Origin of the sequence: Gordonibacter pamelaeae (assembly GCF_003340385.1) — a bacterium.
GTDB lineage: Bacteria > Actinomycetota > Coriobacteriia > Coriobacteriales > Eggerthellaceae > Gordonibacter > Gordonibacter pamelaeae.
The window spans coordinates 210,750-229,021 of the sequence record NZ_PPTS01000003.1; the positions used below are offsets into that span (position 1 = coordinate 210,750).

An 18,272-nucleotide genomic window follows, 5' to 3' on the forward strand; every position below is an offset into this window, starting at 1 on the left:
AGACAAGCAACCAAACGAGGAGGGATTCCGAAATGAAAGAGGAGAAACAAGGCAGGAAAGAGAAGAAAGCCGTCAAACGCGGCTACGGGATGAACGAGCGACCGCATGCGGGCGAGCTGGGCGCGTTCGGACTGCAGCACGCGCTCATCATCTTGTTCCAGACGCTGCCGGCGCCGCTTTTGATCGCAGGCGGTCTCGGCCTCGGGCCGGGGGAGACCTCCATCCTGATAGCGTCTGCGCTGTTCGTGAGCGGTATCTGCACGTTCATCCAGAGTTATGGCGTGGGTCCTCTGGGCGCGCGCATCCCCATGGTCATGGTGGGCAGCTTCGTGTTCATCGCGCCCGCGCTGCTCATCATCCCCGAAGCGGGATTCGGCGGCTATATGGGTGCTTGCATCGTCGCCGCCGTTATCTGCGGCGTGGTGTTCGTGCTGTTCTCCGATTGGCTCAAGGTCATATTCCCGTCGTTCGTGTCGGGCGCCGTTCTGCTCGTGCTGGGAACGGGGCTTATCGGCAACGCGCTCGCGAACTGTGCGGGTGGCAGCGGTGCTGCGAGCTTCGGCGAGCCTGTTAACCTCGTGCTCGCGGGCGTCACCTTCCTCGTCGTGCTTATACTGAGCGTGTTCGGGAAAGGCTTCGTCAAGGGGGCTGCGCCGCTCATCGGCATGGCGGCCGGATTCGCTATCAGCGTCGCCATGGGTATGGTGGACTTCTCATCGGTCTCCGAGGCCGCCTGGATCGGCTTGCCGCAGCCGCTGCATTGGGGCATCTCGTTCCCGATCGACGCCTGCGTGGTTATCACGCTCGTGGCCGTCTGCGGCGTTGTGGAGATACTCGGCACCACGTCTGCCACCACGACCGTCGCCGAGAATCGCCTAGCCACGCCTGGCGAGACGCGCCGCACCGTGCTGACCCAGTCGGTCACGAGCGTGTTCGCCGGCCTGTTCAACGCCGTACCTACCATCTCGGGCAGCGCGAACATCGGCCTCATGGGCATCACGCGCGTGTTCAGCCGCTACGCGGTTGCGGTTGCAGGCGGCATCGTCCTGCTCATGGGCCTGTGCCCCAAGCTGTCCGCCGTGTTCTCGGTTATTCCGAATCCCGTGTTCGGCGGCGCCGTGATCATGATGTTCGGCACTATCCTGGTCAACGGCATGAAGATCATCATGGAAAGCGAGCAGACCGCGCGTACGCAGACGATCCTGGCGGTGGCGCTGGCCGTGGGCGTCGGCTTCAACTCGGTGGCCGGGGCGCTCGACCAGTTCCCGTTCTGGGTGTCCACCATGCTCTGCGGGGTGCCCGGCACCGCCTTCGTCGCCGTGATCCTGAACGTGCTTTTGCCCGGACGCAACCTTAAGCGCCCGGACCCCGCCGATGCCGGCGCCGAGACTCATGCAGCTGCAGAGACCGCCGAGGAGGAGGCGCCGTTGGGAGCCTGAAAGGCCGTCGTGCGGGGCGCGTCCATACGGGGGCGCACCGCCGCACGGCACTGTTGCGTAACCTGTGCAACTTGCTCAAGCCCTTTCGGAGAAAGGGCGCGATAGGGGGATGCCATGAAATCTCAAGGGTATGGCATGGACGAGCGACCGCCGGTGCGGGAACTCGTACCGTTCGGCGTGCAGCATGCGCTGCTCGTCGCGTTCCAAGCGCTTCCGGCGCCGCTGCTCGTCTCGGCGGGCCTGGGGTTCAGCCCCGCCGAGACCACGGTGCTCGTCGCCTGTGCGCTGTTCGTGGCCGGCGTCTCCACGCTCGTGCAGACGCTCGGCATCGGGCCGGTAGGCGGCAAGCTGCCCATTGCCATGGTATGCAGCATTGTGTTCGTTTCGCCGGCACTGCTCATCGCGCCGCAGGTAGGATACGCCGGCTACGTCGGGGCGTGCCTGGTCGGCAGCCTCGTGTGCGGCGTGGTATTCTTCGCATTCTCGGACAGGCTGAAAGTGGTCGTGCCCTCTTTCGTGTCAGGTGCGGTGGTGTTCGTACTGGGCACCACGCTTCTGGGGGTGGCGTTGGGCTACTGCGCAGGCGGGGCCGACAGCCCGGGATTCGGCGATCCGGCGAACTACCTTCTTGCCGGCATCACGCTTGCCACGGTGCTGGCCTTCAATGTGCTCGGCAAGGGATTCCTGCACGGGGCTGCCCCGCTCATCGGCTTGGCCGTGGGGTTCGCGACGGCAGCAGCGCTCGGTCGCGTCGACTTCGGCCCGGTGGAGGCGGCTGCGTGGTTCGCTTTTCCCGAGCCGTTGCGCTGGGGCATCGCATTCCCGATCGACGCCTGCATCACCATTGCGTTTCTGGCCATCTGCGGAGTGGCCGAGCTCTTGGGCGACACGTCGGCCACGACCATGCTCACCGAGGAGCGCATGCCCACCAAGAGGGAGACGCGCGGCGTTATCTTTACCCAGGCTGTCACGAGCGGGTTCTCCGCGCTTTTCAACAACGGACCCACCATATCGGCCAGCGCGGATGTGGGCCTGCTCGGCATCACCCGCGTCTTCAGTCGCCATGTGGTTGCCGTGGCCGGCGCCATTATGATCGTGGCCGGCCTCTGCCCTAAGGTCAGCGCGCTGTGCTCAGTCATTCCCACTCCGGTGTTCGGTGGGGCGGTCATCCTCACGTTCGGCGTGGTCATGGTCAGCGGCATGAGGATCATCATGCAGGATCGGCCCGATGCGCGCACCACCACCATCGTGGCCGTGTCGTTGGCGGTAGGGCTTGGGTTCAACGCGCAGCCCGAGGCACTGGCAAGCTTCCCGCTTTGGGTGTCGATGTTCTTGAGCGGCGTGCCTGGCACGGCCTTCACGGCCGTCATATTGAACCTGGTGCTGCCGGGCAGGAAGAGGGCTTCGGCGGATTCCACGGGCAAAGCGGCGCCCGAGGTGGGCGCGAGAGAGGACGGGGACGGGATGGGCTCCCCGGGCGGGCGCGGCTTGCGGTAGCGTGGCGACCCAGAGGGCGCGGCCTTCGCGAAACCGTCACGCACGCGTTGAGCACGCGGGCTTTCGCGAGACCCGGCGCGGCATGACGGTTTCCCAACCGAATCCTGCTTATTCGGCGTAAAGTGGTGCCGATCTTGTGACAATTAGGCGACGAGTCCTATACTGGTTGCAAAGCAAAGGTTCCGCGATAGGAGGCTTCCCATGACAGAGGAACCCAACAACGGCACGTCCGCCGCGTGCAAGGCGCCCGGAGCGCAGGAGAAGGCTATCGACGTCGCCGTCATCGGGGCAGGGCCGGCCGGGCTCACGGCGGGGCTCTACGCCGCGCGCGCCGGGCTCGAGGCCGTGGTGTTCGAGCGCATCGCACCGGGCGGGCAGCTGGCCCAGACCGAGCACATGGAGAACTACCCGGGCTTCCCCGACGGCACGAACGGCTTTGAGCTGGCCTTCTCCATGAAGCAGCAGGCCGATCGCTTCGGCGTGCGCAACGTGGGCGAGGAGGTGCTCTCCGTCGACTTCACCCAGAACCCCAAGGTGCTCAAGACCGCGTTCAACGAGTACCGCGCCAACAGCGTGATCATCGCCACCGGCGCGCGCCCGCGCAAGCTGGGGCTGGAGCTGGAGGAGGAGCTGCAGGGCCGCGGCGTGTCGTACTGCGCCACCTGCGACGGCAACTTCTTCCGCGACAAGACCGTCATGGTGGTGGGCGGCGGCAACACGGCCGCGGGCGACGCCATCTACCTGTCGCGCATCTGCAAGAAGGTGTACCTGGTGCACCGCCGCGACAAGCTGCGCGCCACCGCCATCTACCACAAGCGCCTGGAGGACCTGCCGAACCTGGAGTTCGTGTGGAACGCCGTGCCGCGCAAGCTCGTGGCCGACGAGGGCGCGCTCGCGGGTGTGCGCGTGGAGATGCTCGAGACGGGCGAGGAGCGCGACATCGCCGTGGACGGCCTGTTCGTGGCCGTGGGCACCGAGCCGAACACCGAGTTTCTGGCTGGTGCGCTGACGACGGACGAGACGGGCTACATCGTGGCCGGAGAGTCGGGCGAGACGGAGGTTCCCGGCGTCTACGTGGCCGGGGACGTGCGCACGAAGTTCCTGCGCCAGGTGGTCACCGCCGTGGCCGACGGGGCGCTTTGCGCCGAGGAGGCGGCGGAGTACCTGGCCATCTAGGGGAGGCGCTGCGGGAGGGGCTGCGCTTTGCGCCGCTCTCTGATATCATGAACCAGTTACCGTAAAGGCGCCCGGTTGCCCTGTGCACCGGGCGCTCGCCGCGCGCGGGGCGTGCGCCGCGCAACCACGTTCAAGAAGGACATATCCCATGCAGGAAACGGACATGCGAGAGAAGCTCGAGAAGATCATCCAGGCTTACGAGGACCTCCAGGGGCGCATGGGCGACCCCGCCGTGCTCGCCGATCAGAAGGAATACAACCGCCTGGCCAAGGAGTACGCGAGCCAGGGGCCGCTCGCGAAGAAGGCGCGCGAGTACGTGCAGGCTTCCGACGACCTGGCCGCGGCCAAGGAGATGATGGCCGACCCCGACATGCGCGAGTTCGCGCAGGAGGAGATAGCCGGGATCGAGGCGAAGCTCCCCGCGCTCGAGGAGGACATCAAGTTCATGCTCATTCCGGCCGACCCGGCCGACGACAAGGACATCATCGTGGAGATCCGCGCGGCGGCCGGCGGCGACGAGGCGGCCATCTTCGCGGGCGACCTCTACAAGATGTACGAGCGCTTCGCAGGCGCGCAAGGCTGGAAGACCGAGACCATGGACGTGTCGGCCTCCGAGGCCGGCGGCTTCAAGGAGATCCAGTTCAAGGTCAAGGGCGACCACGTGTACTCGGTCATGAAGTTCGAGAGCGGCGTGCACCGCGTGCAGCGCGTCCCGAAGACCGAGAGCCAGGGGCGCATCCACACGTCCACGGCCACGGTGGCGGTGCTGCCCGAGGCTGACGAGGTGGAGGTCGACATCAACGAGAACGACCTGCGCATCGACGTGTACCGCGCCGGCGGCCCGGGCGGCCAGTGCGTCAACACCACCGACTCGGCCGTGCGCATCACGCACCTGCCGAGCGGCCTGGTGGTGCAGTCGCAGGACCAGAAGTCGCAGCTGCAGAACAAGATCGCGGCCATGGCCGTGCTCCGCGCGCGCTTGTACGAGAAGATGCTCGCCGAGCAGCAGGCTGCCGAGGGGGCCGAGCGCCTGGCGCAGATCGGCTCGGGCGACCGCTCGGAGAAGATCCGCACCTACAACGGCCCGCAGGACCGCGTGACCGACCACCGCATCGGCTACAACGGCACCTACAACGGCGTGCTTTTGGGCGACGGCCTGGGCGACGTGATCACCGCCCTGCAGGCCGCCGACCGCGCGCAGAAGCTGGAAGCCGTGGTCTGATGTTCCGGCGGCCTGCCGGCCGCCGGAACCTGCCGACGCTGCGAAGGCCCGTAGCACGCCGTCTTCGCGCGATCCCGCGGGCTCGCGTACCGAAGTACGCTTCGTCCGCGCGATCCCGCGAATACGACGCACCACGGGCCTTCTCGCTGACTTACTACGCCAACCGGCGACTCTGTCAACCTGCGAGGTTTTGATCATGGCTGAAAACGACATCTGGACCATCAAGGCCGCACTCGACTGGACGGTGGGGTACCTTGAGCGCAAGGGGGACGAGAACCCGCGCATCTCGGCGCAGTGGCTGCTGGCCGAGGCGTGCGGGCTCTCGCGCATCGAGCTGTACACGCGGCTCGACCAGCCGCTGTCGATGGACGAGCGCGACGTGCTGCGCGGCTACGTGACGCGCCGCGGCCAGGGCGAGCCCCTGCAGTACATCACCGGCGAGGTGGGCTTCCGCCATATATCCGTGCAGGTGCGCCCCGGCGTGCTCATCCCGCGCCCCGAGACCGAGGTCCTGGTGAGCGAGGCCCTGGCCCTGCTGCCGCCCGCGCCGCGCCCGCGCGCGAAGGACGAGGAGGCGGAGGCGGCCGCCGAGGGCGAGGCGGGGGAGGCCGGCGCCGCGGATCTCCCTTCCGCCGACGCGCCCCCGGCGCCCGCGCCCGAGCCGCTGCTCGTGGCGGACCTGTGCACGGGCTCCGGCTGCATCGCGTGCTCCATCGCCTACGAGCACCCGCTCGCGCGCGTCTTCGCCACCGATATCGCGCCCGAGGCCGTCTCGCTCGCGCGCGAGAACGCCGCGGCGCTCGGCTTGGACGGGCGCGTGAGCGTGGTCGAATGCGACCTGGGCGAGGGCGTCCCCGCCGAGGCCGTGGGCGCGCTCGACCTCGTGGCGTCGAACCCGCCCTACGTGCCCACGGCCGTGCTCGCCGGCATCCCGCGCGAGGTGGCCGCCTACGAGCCCGCGCTCGCGCTCGACGGCGGCGCCGACGGGCTCGACATGTTCCGCCGCCTGCTGGCGTTCTGCGCCCGCGCCCTCAAACCGGGCGGCGGCTTCGCCTTCGAGCTGCACGAGACCTGCCTGGACGACGCGGCCCGTCTGGCCGCCGAGGCGGGCTTCGCGGACGTGCGCGCCGTGGCCGACCTCGCCGGCCGCCCCCGCGTGCTCGTCGGCCGCGCCGCGCGCGCCTAGCCGCGGCCACGCCGATCCGCATGCCGGGGCCCCGTCCGGGGCTGCGGGAGGGCGCGAGGGCCTATAATGGAGCGGTTGCACGTCGATGAGGGGAAAGGGGATCGCATGAGCAAGATCGTAAACGAGCCGAAGAACACGTTTCCGCTGTTCGTGAAGGTGCGCGAGCAGTTGGAGCATCGGGCGCTGTGGCTGTACCTGCTGGTGGACGAGGCGCGCAAGCATGGGCTGGCCGACGACGCGTTCGCAGCCGACGCCGTGAAGCGCTGCGGCTTGTACCAGGGAGCCGAGATCGTGGGGAAGAGCGGCACGAAGAGCCTGAAGGGCCTGAAGAAGGTGCTGTTCACCAAGAGCGCGCAGATCGTGTTCGAGATGAAGGTGGTGGAGTGCACCGACGACAAGCTGTCCATCGACTTCCACTACTGCCCGCTCGTGAAGGCGTGGCAGAAGCAGGGCTGCACCGACGAGGAGATCTCCCGGCTGTGCGACCTGGCCATGTGCGGCGACCGCGGCATCGGCGAGGCGCACGGCGTGGAGCTTGACCTGCCCAAGACCATCGCGCGCGGCGACGACTGCTGCGCCATCCGCTACGTGCGCCGCGGCGGCGCGTCGGCTCCCCGGTCCGACATGCGCTAGAATACGTCTCACCGTGTAGCTATCATCTTATACTCGAAGGAGCAGCCATGTCCCAGCGCAACGTGCTGAAAGAGAACCTGGCCGAGTCCGCGCGCGTCCTGCGCGAGCGCATCGGCGACCGCCGGCCCGAGGTGGGCATGATCCTGGGCTCGGGGCTGGGCCCCTTGGCCGGGCAGATCGAGGATGCCGTCTGCGTGCCGTACGGCGAGGTTCCCCATATGAGGACGAGCACGGCCACGAGCCATGTGGGCCGCTTCGTGTGCGGCGTGCTGGGCGGGAAATGCGTGCTGGCCATGCAGGGCCGCCTGCACGGCTACGAGGGCAACACCGCCCAGGAGGTGGCCTATCCCGTGTGGCTCATGCACGAGCTGGGCGTGGGCACGCTGTTCGCCACGAACGCGGCCGGGGCCATCAACGAGGGCTACCGCGTGGGCGACTTCTGCCTCATCGAGGACCACATCAACTTCACCGGGCGCAACCCCGTGGCGGGCCTCGAGCCCGACGGCATCGCGTTCCGCTTCTTCTCCATGCTGGACGCCTACGACCCCGCGCTGCGCCGCCTGGCGCGCGAGACGGCCGACGAGCTGGGCATCCGCGTGCAGGAGGGCGTGTACCTGGGGCTTCTGGGCCCGAGCTTCGAGACGCCGGCCGAGATACGGGCCTTCCGCGCCTGGGGCGCCGACACGGTGGCCATGAGCGTGTGCGAGGAGGTCATCGCGGCGCGGCATGTGGGCATGCGCGTGCTGGGCATGTCGCTGGTGAGCAACATGGCCTGCGGCATCGAGGGCGCCTCGCCCACCGACGAGGAGGTGCTCGACGTGGCGCGCGACCGCGAGGCCGACTTCGCGCGCCTGGCCACCGCCATCGTGGAGCGGATGTAGCGCGGCGCGTGGGCGCCCCTAGTCCTCCAGCTTGAGGTCGCCGTCGGCGATGAGGCCGGCGCGGCGCATGAGGGCGGCGACCGCCCAGCTGATAACGGCGGGCAGCACCAGGCATACCAGCACGAGGCCCGCCCACTCGAGGGCCCCGGGCGCCGCCGCGCCGGCCTCCATGCCCGCCACCCAGCCGGTGTACACGCCGATGGGCCCCACGAGCCCGCACGTGCCCATGCCCGAGGCCACGGCGGGGCCGTTCTGCTGCAGGGCGAACACGCAGGTGGCAAGCGGCCCCGTGACGGCCGACGCCACGATGGGCGGCACCCACACGAGCGGCTTTCTCACGATGTTGCCCATCTGCAGCATCGACGTGCCCAGGCCCTGCGACAGCAGGCCGCCCCAGCGGTTCTCGCGGAAGCTCATGACGGCGAAGCCCACCATCTGCGCGCAGCAGCCCGCGAGCGCCGCGCCGCCGGCCAGGCCCGTGAGCCCGAGCGCCGCGCAGATGGCTGCCGACGAGATGGGCAGCGTGAGCGCGATGCCGATGACCACCGACACGATGACGCCCATGAACAGCGGCTGCAGCTCGGTGGCCCACATGATGAACCCGCCCACCGACGACGCCAGCGCCCCGATCCACGGCGCCACGGCCAGCGCCAGCCCGCAGCCGGCCAGGACGGTGACGGCAGGCGTGACGATGATGTCCACCTTCGTCTCCTTGGACACCGCCTTGCCAAGCTCCGAGGCTGCGATGGCGATGACCAGCACCGCCAAGGGCCCGCCGGCCCCTCCCGCCGCGTTGGCGGCAAAGCCCACGGCCGCGAGCGAGAACAGCACGAGCGCGGGCGCCCGCAGCGCGTAGCCTATGGCAACGGCCATGGCCGGCCCCGCCACGCTCTTGGCGAAGCCGCCGATCTCGTTGAAGAACCCGAGGCCGGAAAGGTCGCCCACCGTGGTGAGGATGGTGCCGATGAGCAGCGACGCGAACAGGCCCTGCGCCATGGCCGATAGCGCGTCGATGGCGTAGCGTTGGAACGTCACTTCTATGTCCTTGCGTGCAAGGAACGAGGAAACAGGGTGCTTGGACATGCCGTCCCCTTTCGGATGCGGGCGGTGCTATGCGGTTCTGGCCGGGATTTCTCGTATGGCCATGGTAGGCGAAGAAGCCAGCAGTCAGGGGCACAAACGCCGCCGGCGACGGTGCGCGGCCGGTATCCGGCAAGCCTGTGCGGTTTGCAGCGCCCCCGCGCGGGCGGGATGCGCTTCGGGTACAATCGACGCGAGGGGGTCGGCGGCAAGGCGCCCGGCAGGGGATGAGCCGGCGGACGGCGTCCCGGGGTTTGGGCGTCCAAGATGAGGCGAAGGGAAGCGAGCGCAGGCGTGGACATGGTTTTCGAAGAGGTATTCTCGCGGCGGCAGATCGAGGAGCGCCGGGCGGCCGACGCCGGGCCCGCGGCATCGGCCGTGCAGGCGCGGCTGGACGCTCCTGCACCCGGCGGGGCGCGCACGCTGCGCCTGCACGTGCTGGCCAGCGGCAGCCGCGGCAACGCGGCCGTGGTGGAGGACGCGTCAACGGGCGCGGGCGTGCTCGTTGACTGCGGCATCTGCAAGCGCGATTTCCTCGCGCGCTGCGACGAGGCCGGCTTCGACCCGGCGAGGCTCGCGGCCATCCTCGTGACGCACGACCACACCGACCACACGAAGGGCCTCGGGGTGGTGCTGCGCGGCCTGGCGAAGAAGGGCATCGAGCCGGCCGTGTACGCGGAGGACGCCGTGCGCGCTGCCAGCAGCGAGGTGCGCGCGCTCGAGGACGCGCACGACGTGCGGTCCCTGCACGCGGGCGACGCGCTCTCGCTTGCCGGCATGGCCGTGCACGTGTTCCGCACCTCGCACGACGCGGCCGCGTCGTGCGGGTTCCGCTTCGAGAGCGCCGGCGGCGACGTGGCGGGCTTCGTCACCGACACCGGCGTCGTCACGGGGGAGGCGCACGAGGGCCTCATGCATGCGCGGCTGCTGGCGCTGGAGAGCAACCACGACGTGCAGATGCTCGCCGACGGCCCCTACCCGTACCCGGTGAAGCGCCGCGTGGGCTCGGACGTGGGGCACCTGAGCAACGACCAGGCCGCCGCCGAGCTCGAGGCGCTCCTCTGCGACGAGCTGGAGCAGGTGGTGGCCATGCACATCTCGCAGAACAACAACACCTACCGCCTGCCCGCCGAGTCCCTCGCCGCCGTTGTGCGCCGAGCCTCCCATCCCGCCGCGGTGCAGGCCGCCCTCCAATCCGTGCTCGTGAGCGTGGGCTAACGGAAGGATGCGCGCCGAGCCGTCGCTTCCGCGCATCGCGGGAACGCGACGGCTCGGCGCCGGCGGGAGCGGCCGGCCGAACCGGACGGCTTTACCGCGCGCGGCCTCCATGGTCTTCCGGGTCCTCGTAGGCGGCAGGGCGCACCCTGCGCCGACGATGTTTTTTTCTGCGGCTGTCAAAAAACCTTCGGCTCGCATCCGCCCGCGTTCGCTATGATGGAGGCCATTCGGCTTTAGCCGAATGCGGCCGGCGGGAAGGCCGCCTGGGACGTGGATGGCAGGACGAGGCGTACGAGGGGGCGTGGCCCATGCTGCTGGACGACATCGAGATCTTCACGGTCATATCGGAGACGAAGAGCCTGTCGCAGGCTGCGGAGCGCCTGTACAAGTCGCGGCCGGGACTCTCGCGGAAGATCGCCAACATCGAGGCGCGCTACGGCACGAAGCTCTACGTGCGCACGTCGACGGGCGTGGTGCCCACGGCGGCCGGGCAGATCGTCACGAAGTTCGCCAAGAAGATCGCCACGCTGGAGACCGCGCTCTCGGCCGAGCTCGCGGCGGTCGACGAGCACTTCGACAGCACCATCGAGGTGGGCATGAGCATGAACGACGGCGTGGCGCTGCTGCCGGCGCTGGTCAAGCGCTTCCACGACCTGCACCCCGACGCGCTCGTCCACCTGGACGCGGGCTACGAGCCCGAGCTCATGGAGAAGCTCAAGTCCGGCAAGCTGGACTTCGCCCTGCTGGAGAACCAGCCCATCGAGGACGGCATCTCGTGCGAGACGCTGGGCTTCAAGCGCCTGCTGTTCTGCGCGCCCGACCGGCCGCCCTACAACTCCGTGCCCCAGCCGGTGAAGATAGAGACGCTGCTCGAATGGCCCATGATCATCTACGAGTGGAACTCGGGCCGCCACATGGTGGGCAACCGCCACTTCCGCGAGCGCTACGGCCTGTCGCTCACCGACCACAACATGGTGGCGTGCTTCGACACGCACGAGGCCATGGTGAACGGCGCGAAGGCGGGGCTCGGGTGGGCGTGCATCCCGGAGTGCGTGGCCGAGCGCTACCGCAACGAGCCGGGCCTCATCTGGTTCAAGGTCGACACCGACCCCATGCGCTACCCGGTGGATTTGGCCTGGCACACCGGGCGGGTCATATCGCCGCTGGCGCTGGAGTTCAAGGACTTCATCCGCGACAACGTGCCCGCGGGCTACTTCCGCAAGCAGGGATAGGCCTGCCGTCGCGCGCGGAGATGCTCTACGTCGCCCTCCCGCCGCGCCCAGCTCCCGTTCCGTGCGCTCCGGCCGCCGCCTTCGCGCGCCATGTCCGCGGCGCCCGCCCCGCCTCCGGCCGTCAACGCCGCTTTACGGCGGCGGTAAGCGGGCCCTTCCCGCAGCATCCCTTTACACCCCCTGGCTCCTATCGCGACGGCGAATCCGCCTGCGCGGCCTCCCTGCGCCGCCTCGGGGGTCTAACCTTGCTCCCATCGCGCCGCCCGGAGACGAGGGGCGGCACCGGAGAAGGAGGAGCGATGGACAAGCAAGGCATCATCGAGGCCAGTCGGCACCGGCGCGAGGGGGAGCGCATCTTCTACACGTCGTGCCCGGCGAACGGCTGCTGGGACAGCGCGTGCATCCTGAAGTGCCACGCCAAGGACGGCCGCATCACGGCGATCGAGCCGGACGACTCGGTGAACCGAAACGACAGCCGCGAGGACTGCGGCTGGGAGAACATCTGGAAGGGCAACGTGCAGATGCGCCCCTGCGCCATGGGACATGCGTGGAAGAAGGAGCTCTACGCCGAGACGCGCCTTCTGCACCCCATGAAGCGCGTGGGCGAGAAGGGCGCCGGGCGCGGGTACTTCGTGCCCATCAGCTGGGAGGAGGCGCTCGACACCATCGCGGAGAAGATGCGCGAGGTGCGTGGGAAGTACGGCCCCTACGGCATCTTCCACTCGCAGTACCCGAGCTTCGAGAAGAACGGGTTCCCGTTGGCGCCCTGGTGGGAGGCCGGCTTCGGCGCATGGGGCGAGCACTCCACGTCGGGCCATGCGGCGGGCGAGATGCTGCACTTGGGCGTGGACCTCTCCAAGACGGCCAAGGGCCTGTCCGAGGCGCTGCCGGGCTTCGAGGCGTCCGACATCTTCAACTCGAAGCTCTTCGTCATGTGGGGCATGGACCCGGTGGTGGCGTGGTTCGGGCCCACGAGCTACTATATGCAGCTCGCCCATGAGTACGGCTGCAAGACCATCGTCATCGACCCGCGCTACACCCAGTCCGCCGAGCTTCTGGCCGACCAGTGGATACCCATCCGTCCCGGCACCGACCTGGCCATGATGCTGGCCGTGGCCCAGGTGCTCTACGAGGAGGACCTGATCGACCACGAGTTCGTTGATCAGTGGGTCGACAAGGCGGGCTTCGAGGAGTGGCGCGCCTACTGCATGGGCGAGGGCGAGGACGGCATCAAGAAGACGCCCGAGTGGGCCGCCCCCATCTGCGCCGTGCCGGCCGAGACCATCCGGGAATTCGCGCGCCTCTACGGCACGACGAAGCCGGTGCACCTCCAGTACTTCTACTCGTGCGCGAAGCGCCACATGGGCGATTACAGCGCCTCGGCCTCCATGCTCCTGCAGGCCATGACCGGCAACATCGCCTGCGCCGGCGGCTGCCAGACGGGCGCCTGCCTGCCCACGCCCGGCCGCGTGCCCGCCCCGCGCGCCGACTTCGGGCGCGACCCGGGCGACTACCAGGTGCCGGTGCTCTTCAACAACAACTGCCTGACCGAGATACTGGCCTGCCAGAAGGACTACTGGGAGGGCCGCATGAGCGAGAGCGAGTTCCGCCACCGCATCGGCTCGCCCACCAACGACTCCCCGCTGCCGAACGTGCAGATGATCATCTTCGAGAACAACTACGCCAACAACCACTCGAACGTGAACAAGCGCTTCGCCGGCATGGCGTCCACGGAGTTCAACTGGGGCTTCCAGTGGCACCTGAACCAGCCCACGGCCGAGCTCTGCGACATCATCCTGCCGGCGCCCGTGTGGCAGTTCGAGGGCATGGACGAGTACATGTACGGCCACCAGCGCTTCGTGAGCGGCCCGAACGGCATGCGCAACTACTTCACGTTCTGCGCGCGCGGCGTGGACTTCCCCGGCGAGGTGCGCTCGAAGGAATGGGTGTGGACCGAGATCGCCAAGCGCCTGGGCGACGAGGTGGTGCAGGGCTACAATCCGCGCCTGGCCGACGTGGCCTGGGAGGACTGGGTCGACGCGCAGGAGGCCATCTACAAGGAGGCCTTCGAGGAATGGGCCGACAACGAGACCATCATGGCGTACCTGGGCTACGACCACCGTCCCACCTGGGAGGAGTTCAACGCCAACCCCGTGGTGCGCACCGAGGTGGACGTGCCGTACTACCCGTTCAAGACGCTCATGGAGCGCGGGGAGAGCCCGTTCGGCACGCCTACCGGCAAGATAGAGTTCTCGTCGAACTTCGTGAAGGGCCACGACATGACCGAGACGCGCTGGCGCGGGCAGATCGAGCCCATGCCGGTATGGAGCCCGAGCTACGTGGAGGGCGACATCGGGTCGGCCTCGAACGACGGCTTCTACAACCCGAAGGCGAAGGACTACCCGCTGTCGCTCGTGTCGCCGGTGTCCATCTACCGCCAGCACTCCAGCAACGACAACAACCCCTTCATGCGCGAGGACTGCTACCGCCATGCCGTGTGGATCTCGGGCGTGGACGCCCAGGCGCGCGGTATCAAGGACGGCGATTTGTGCCGCGTGAGCAGCGACCGCGGCGAGACCGTGCTCACGGCCTACGTGACGAACCGCATGATGCCGGGCACCGCCGCCGTGCACCACGGCGCGTGGTACCAGACCGACGGCACCGCCGCCGAGAAGAACGAGTACGGCCAGGACCTGCGCGGCACGCCGAACATCCTCATCGACGACGGGCACCTGCCCCATATCCTGGGCGCGCTCATCACGGCCGGCCTCGTGGAAGTGGAGAAGCTCGCGGACGGCGACGCCGAGGGCTTCGGCCTGGAGGCGGAGCGCGGCGGCTTGCGCGGGGCGAAGGCGGCGCTCGGCCTGCGGGCGGCGCTCGGAGAGGGAGAGGAGTAGGACCATGACGCAGTACGGATTTATGTTCGACATGAACCGCTGCTACGCCTGCCAGGCGTGCAGCATCGCGTGCAAGGACTGGAACGGCCTCGAGCCGGGCGCCGAGAAGTGGATGGGCGTCTACGAGTGGGAGCAGGGCACGTTCCCGGACATCCGCCTGCATGCGCTGGCGTTCCCCTGCGGCCACTGCGAGGACCCGGCGTGCGCGAAGGCGTGCCCGAACGGCGCCCTCTACAAGGAGGACGAGTTCGGCGCCGTGCTCGTCGACCAGGACAAGTGCGACGGCTGCCGGAAGTGCTACGACGCGTGCCCCTACGGCGCGCCGCGCTTCGCCTCCGACGAGCCGGGCACCAAGATGAGCAAGTGCACCATGTGCGTAGACCGCCTGGCCGAGGGCATGCAGCCCGCGTGCACGGCGAGCTGCCCGCTGCGCGCGTTCGACTTCGGCCCGCTCGACGAGCTGGTGGAGAAGTACGGCGACGTGCGCTTCTGCGAGGGCATGCCCGCGCCCGACGCGACGAGCCCCGCCTTCATCGTGTGGAACCCGCGCGACAAGCAGCCGCTCGTGCCCTACGACGCCGAGGAGGCCATCGCGCTCAACCGCCAGCGCGGCGACCTGGGAACGCTCTTCGAGAGCCCCGAGGACCTCTCCTCCTTCGACGAGGGCACCGTCCGCCGCGACGAGCTGCGCATGAAGCACGGCACCGCGGTGGAGTTCATGCGCGCTACCAGAAACGACATGGCGTAGGAGAGCTCCGGGAGCGCTCTGGCGAGCGCTCCCGGAGTCGGGGGAACGAAAAACCAACGAAAGGGGAAAGCTATGGAATGGATAGGGGTTGCCGGCATCGTCGTCGGGCTCGTGTTCTTCGTCATCGCGGCCATGAAGGGGTGGAACGTGCTCGTCACGTCCATCGTCACGGCCATCATCATCGCGCTCACCAACGGCATGGACATCGCGGTCGCCATGGTGGGCGGGGAGTCGTCGTACGTCACCGGGCTGGCCGGGTTCGTGCAGAAGAACCTGCTCATCTTCATGGGCGCGGCCATCCTGGGCGAGTACATCGACAAGTCGGGCGCCGCGAAGTCCATCGCGCGGGCCATCATGGGCAAGGTGGGCACGAAGAGCCCGTACCTTGTGCTGCTGGGCATCGCCGGCGTGGGCGCCATCCTCACGTACGCGGGCATCTCCATGTTCGTGGCCATGTTCGCGCTCATCCCGCTTGCACGGCCGCTGTTCAAGGAGTGCAACATCCCGTGGCACCTGTTCTGCGCCGCCTGGTCGCTCGCGGCCTGCTCGTTCACCATGGCGATGATCCCCGGCGTGCCGGCCATCGCCTGGATCAACGCCGCCAACGGCTGCGGCGTGTCGCTCACGGCTGCGCCGGTGCTCGGCATCACAGGCTCCGTCATCGCCATCGCGGTGTCGTGCGTGTACATCAAGTTCGCCCTGAAGCGCGCCCAGGCCAAGGGCGAGGGCTACGAGGCCCCCGCCGGCGAGGTTGCCGAGGACGACGACCGCGCCTTGCCGAGCCTGCTCGTGGCGCTGCTGCCGCTCATCCTGCTCATCGTCATCATCATCGCCGGCTCGCAGCTGGGCGTGGCGAACGTCGTCTATATCGCCATGATCGTCGCCGTCGTGGCGTCCATGGTCGCGTTCAACAAGTACATCGACAGCCAGCGCGACGTCATGGGCAACGGCGCCAAGAACTCGCTCGGGCCGGCGCTGTTCACCTCCGCCGCCGTGGGCGTGGGCACCGTGGCCGCCGCGTCGGTGGGCTTCACGGTCATCTACGAGGCCATCTTCAACATGCCGGGCGGCACCTACGTGTCCGCCGCCACCATGGCGGCCGTGCTCGGCGGCGTCATGGGCTCCGGATCGGGCGCGGTGGGCATCATCGCGGGCAACTTCCTCGAGCCCTACCTGGCCACGGGCGTGGACCCGGCGGCGCTGGCGAAGATCATCGCCACGTCGGCCACCATCGGCGGCGCGCTGCCGAACTCCGGAGCCATGTTCGGGATGCTCGCCGCCATGGGCCTCACGCACAAGAACTCCTACAAGCACATCGCGGCCATCTCCATCGGCGCGGGCCTGTGCGCCCTGGTCGCGATGATCGTGTTGGCGAACATCGGCATCGTGTAGGTCCGAGCGCTCGGGTTCGAGGGTGTGACAGAGGGACGGGGATAATGTCACATTCTCTGAAGTCCCTCGATCGTTGCAAGCGCAGGGGAATGTGACATTATCCCCGTCCCTCTGTCACACCCCTGCGCGGACAAGGGGGTAGCTATGAAGGAAGCACCGGCTGCTGGGAAGGCGGCGCTGTTCGAGCGCGTGCCCGACGCGGCGCGGCTCGCCTGGCCCGACATCGCGGCCATCCTCTCGGGCGTGGTGTCCAGCCTCTCCAAGCTCATGGGCGGCGGCATCGTGGCGTTCTACGCGGGCTGCCAGCTGGGCGGGGTGGCCATGGCCATCACGTTCGCCTTGAGCTTCGTGCTCACGTACCTGGTGGGCAAGATCACGTTTCGCGAGGGCCTGCCCAACAACGTGGTCAGCCGCCTGTACATCTTCGGCACGAAGGGTTCGGCGGCCGGCTCGCTCGTGTGGATATTCCTGCTGGTGGGCGTGCTGGCCGTGGGCACGGTGCAGCTGGGCAACGCCATCCTGTTCGCGTTCGGCTGGAGCGAGGAGTGGATGCGCTGGGCGCTGTTCGCGGGCATATCGTGCGTGTGGGTGCTCATGGCGCTCTTCGGCACGAAGGCCATCGCGCGCATGAACGCCGTGTTCGTGGTGGCGCTGTTTGCCGTCATGGGCTACGTGGTGTCCTCGTGGCCGCGAACGGCCAGATGGGCGATGCGCTCACGCACGGGGTGCTCATCCCCGGCGTGGAGGTGGGCGAGGGGTTCGCCTACGGGGTGAACTACGCCATCATGACCTCGGGCTTGCTGGCGCTCTTCGCGGCCGACTTCACGCGCTTCGCGCGCCGCGAGCGCGACCTCGTGCCCATCTCGCTGGTGGGCAGCCTCTTCGCCGTGGTCACGTACCTGTTCGGCGCGCTCATCACGTACTTCGGCTTCGAGCAGTCGGTCGCGTACTTCTCCACGATGGGCTACGACGCCGCGGGCGCGGCGCACGCGGCCATCACGAACCCGGGCGTGTCGCTCGTGCTGGCGGCCGGCGGGGTGGGGCTCGCCATCATCTGCCTGTCGCAGATGAAGGTGGAGACGTCGAACTCCATCGGCGGCGCGAACGCGGTGTCGAACCTGTTCGACTCGCTGTTCGGCGTGAAGCTCTCGTGGCCCGCGGCCGTCGTCGTGGCCAACGCCATAGGGCTCCTGTTCATCCTGGGCGGCATCTTGGACCAGGTGAACGCGTTCATGAGCTTCGGCAGCATCCTCACCATCAGCTGGTGCGTGCTGCTCGTCACCGACTACTACCTCGTGCGCGGGCCGCTGCGCATCGGCTCGCGCGGCCTGCTGCTCGACGAGGCGGAGAGCGTGAACTGGCGCGGCGTGGCCACCATCGCCGCGGTGAGCGCGGTGAACGGCGTGCTGTACGCCACCGGCGCGGTGGCGGTGCCGTTCGTGACCACGGCACCCATGACCGCGGCCCTGTACGTGGGCTTGAGCTGGCTCGCGCGCGACCGCGTGCGCGCCCGCGAGGCCGCGCGCCGCGCGGCGGCGGGGGCACGGGACGCGGAAGCGCCGGCTGCGGTCGACGCGGCGCCGTGCGACGAGGATGCCGCCGCGGCACCCGAATGACGTTCCCGGCCGCCATGGCCGTGAGCAAGTGGAGAAACCGACGAGAAAGAAGGAG

The 18,272-nt window shown here is 68.6% G+C and carries 15 protein-coding genes; 14 read left to right on the plus strand and 1 reads right to left on the minus strand.

The window, feature by feature from the left end; all coding sequences use genetic code 11:
* The first annotated feature begins 32 nt into the window (after positions 1–32).
* The 7 genes from C1877_RS06000 to C1877_RS06030 all read left to right on the plus strand — a co-directional run bounded on the left by C1877_RS06000 (position 33) and on the right by C1877_RS06030 (position 8,034).
* Positions 33–1,439, plus strand: coding sequence for a uracil-xanthine permease family protein (locus tag C1877_RS06000; protein ID WP_015538704.1), 1,407 nt, complete (start codon positions 33–35; stop codon positions 1,437–1,439).
* A 135-nt stretch (positions 1,440–1,574) separates the two neighbouring features.
* Positions 1,575–2,936 carry a uracil-xanthine permease family protein gene (locus tag C1877_RS06005; protein WP_015538703.1) on the plus strand — a complete coding sequence of 454 codons (1,362 nt, stop codon included), beginning with the start codon at positions 1,575–1,577 and terminating at the stop codon, positions 2,934–2,936.
* Positions 2,937–3,137: 201 nt separating this feature from the next.
* Positions 3,138–4,112 (plus strand): thioredoxin-disulfide reductase, encoded by a 975-nt coding sequence (gene trxB, locus C1877_RS06010; RefSeq protein WP_015538702.1) that lies wholly within the window; start codon positions 3,138–3,140, stop codon positions 4,110–4,112.
* A gap of 163 nt (positions 4,113–4,275) precedes the next feature.
* Entirely contained in the window at positions 4,276–5,334 is a 1,059-nt protein-coding gene (gene prfA / locus C1877_RS06015; protein ID WP_041239901.1) for a peptide chain release factor 1, read from the plus strand.
* A 196-nt stretch (positions 5,335–5,530) separates the two neighbouring features.
* The gene (locus C1877_RS06020) at positions 5,531–6,520 is read left to right on the plus strand and encodes a N5-glutamine methyltransferase family protein (RefSeq protein WP_114568668.1); all 990 of its coding nucleotides are present in this window, start codon (positions 5,531–5,533) and stop codon (positions 6,518–6,520) included.
* Between the two features lie 105 nt (positions 6,521–6,625).
* Positions 6,626–7,153, plus strand: coding sequence for an L-2-amino-thiazoline-4-carboxylic acid hydrolase (locus C1877_RS06025; protein ID WP_049783968.1), 528 nt, complete (start codon positions 6,626–6,628; stop codon positions 7,151–7,153).
* Positions 7,154–7,200: 47 nt separating this feature from the next.
* On the plus strand, positions 7,201–8,034 hold the full coding sequence (locus C1877_RS06030; protein WP_114568669.1) for a purine-nucleoside phosphorylase: 834 nt from the start codon (positions 7,201–7,203) through the stop codon (positions 8,032–8,034).
* Between the two features lie 18 nt (positions 8,035–8,052).
* On the opposite strand, the gene C1877_RS06035 is transcribed toward C1877_RS06030, so the two are convergent.
* Positions 8,053–9,117 (minus strand): PTS sugar transporter subunit IIC, encoded by a 1,065-nt coding sequence (locus C1877_RS06035; RefSeq protein ID WP_114568670.1) that lies wholly within the window; start codon positions 9,115–9,117, stop codon positions 8,053–8,055.
* A 291-nt stretch (positions 9,118–9,408) separates the two neighbouring features.
* On the opposite strand from C1877_RS06035, the gene C1877_RS06040 reads away from it, so the two are divergent.
* The 7 genes from C1877_RS06040 (at position 9,409) to C1877_RS06070 (ending at position 18,217) form a co-directional block, all read left to right on the plus strand.
* Positions 9,409–10,332, plus strand: a complete 924-nt coding sequence (locus tag C1877_RS06040; protein ID WP_227155085.1) for an MBL fold metallo-hydrolase — start codon at positions 9,409–9,411, stop codon at positions 10,330–10,332.
* 308 nt (positions 10,333–10,640) lie between these two features.
* A complete protein-coding gene (locus tag C1877_RS06045) occupies positions 10,641–11,564 on the plus strand; it encodes a LysR family transcriptional regulator (protein WP_114568671.1) in 924 nt (307 codons plus the stop codon).
* A gap of 299 nt (positions 11,565–11,863) precedes the next feature.
* Positions 11,864–14,461 carry a molybdopterin-containing oxidoreductase family protein gene (locus C1877_RS06050; RefSeq protein WP_114568672.1) on the plus strand — a complete coding sequence of 866 codons (2,598 nt, stop codon included), beginning with the start codon at positions 11,864–11,866 and terminating at the stop codon, positions 14,459–14,461.
* 4 nt (positions 14,462–14,465) lie between these two features.
* A complete protein-coding gene (locus tag C1877_RS06055) occupies positions 14,466–15,209 on the plus strand; it encodes a 4Fe-4S dicluster domain-containing protein (RefSeq protein WP_114568673.1) in 744 nt (247 codons plus the stop codon).
* A 72-nt stretch (positions 15,210–15,281) separates the two neighbouring features.
* Positions 15,282–16,601: a GntP family permease gene (locus C1877_RS06060; RefSeq protein ID WP_114568674.1), complete on the plus strand. Its 1,320-nt coding sequence runs from the start codon at positions 15,282–15,284 to the stop codon at positions 16,599–16,601.
* A 144-nt stretch (positions 16,602–16,745) separates the two neighbouring features.
* Positions 16,746–17,375 carry a purine-cytosine permease family protein gene (locus C1877_RS06065; protein WP_114568675.1) on the plus strand — a complete coding sequence of 210 codons (630 nt, stop codon included), beginning with the start codon at positions 16,746–16,748 and terminating at the stop codon, positions 17,373–17,375.
* Complete coding sequence (locus C1877_RS06070; protein WP_147274517.1) at positions 17,285–18,217, plus strand: purine-cytosine permease family protein; 933 nt, start codon at positions 17,285–17,287, stop codon at positions 18,215–18,217. Before C1877_RS06065 ends, C1877_RS06070 begins: the two co-directional genes overlap by 91 nt.
* Positions 18,218–18,272: the final 55 nt, after the last annotated feature.

Bases quoted from the DNA above. Each gene is read 5' to 3' on its own strand.
- C1877_RS06000 (WP_015538704.1), top strand. From the start codon at position 33: ATGAAAGAGGAGAAACAAGGCAGGAAAGAGAAGAAAGCCGTCAAACGC.
- C1877_RS06005 (WP_015538703.1), top strand. From the start codon at position 1,575: ATGGACGAGCGACCGCCGGTGCGGGAACTCGTACCGTTCGGCGTGCAG.
- trxB (WP_015538702.1), top strand. From the start codon at position 3,138: ATGACAGAGGAACCCAACAACGGCACGTCCGCCGCGTGCAAGGCGCCC.
- prfA (WP_041239901.1), top strand. From the start codon at position 4,276: ATGCGAGAGAAGCTCGAGAAGATCATCCAGGCTTACGAGGACCTCCAG.
- C1877_RS06020 (WP_114568668.1), top strand. From the start codon at position 5,531: ATGGCTGAAAACGACATCTGGACCATCAAGGCCGCACTCGACTGGACG.
- C1877_RS06025 (WP_049783968.1), top strand. From the start codon at position 6,626: ATGAGCAAGATCGTAAACGAGCCGAAGAACACGTTTCCGCTGTTCGTG.
- C1877_RS06030 (WP_114568669.1), top strand. From the start codon at position 7,201: ATGTCCCAGCGCAACGTGCTGAAAGAGAACCTGGCCGAGTCCGCGCGC.
- C1877_RS06035 (WP_114568670.1), bottom strand. From the start codon at position 9,117: ATGTCCAAGCACCCTGTTTCCTCGTTCCTTGCACGCAAGGACATAGAA.
- C1877_RS06045 (WP_114568671.1), top strand. From the start codon at position 10,641: ATGCTGCTGGACGACATCGAGATCTTCACGGTCATATCGGAGACGAAG.
- C1877_RS06050 (WP_114568672.1), top strand. From the start codon at position 11,864: ATGGACAAGCAAGGCATCATCGAGGCCAGTCGGCACCGGCGCGAGGGG.
- C1877_RS06055 (WP_114568673.1), top strand. From the start codon at position 14,466: ATGACGCAGTACGGATTTATGTTCGACATGAACCGCTGCTACGCCTGC.
- C1877_RS06060 (WP_114568674.1), top strand. From the start codon at position 15,282: ATGGAATGGATAGGGGTTGCCGGCATCGTCGTCGGGCTCGTGTTCTTC.
- C1877_RS06065 (WP_114568675.1), top strand. From the start codon at position 16,746: ATGAAGGAAGCACCGGCTGCTGGGAAGGCGGCGCTGTTCGAGCGCGTG.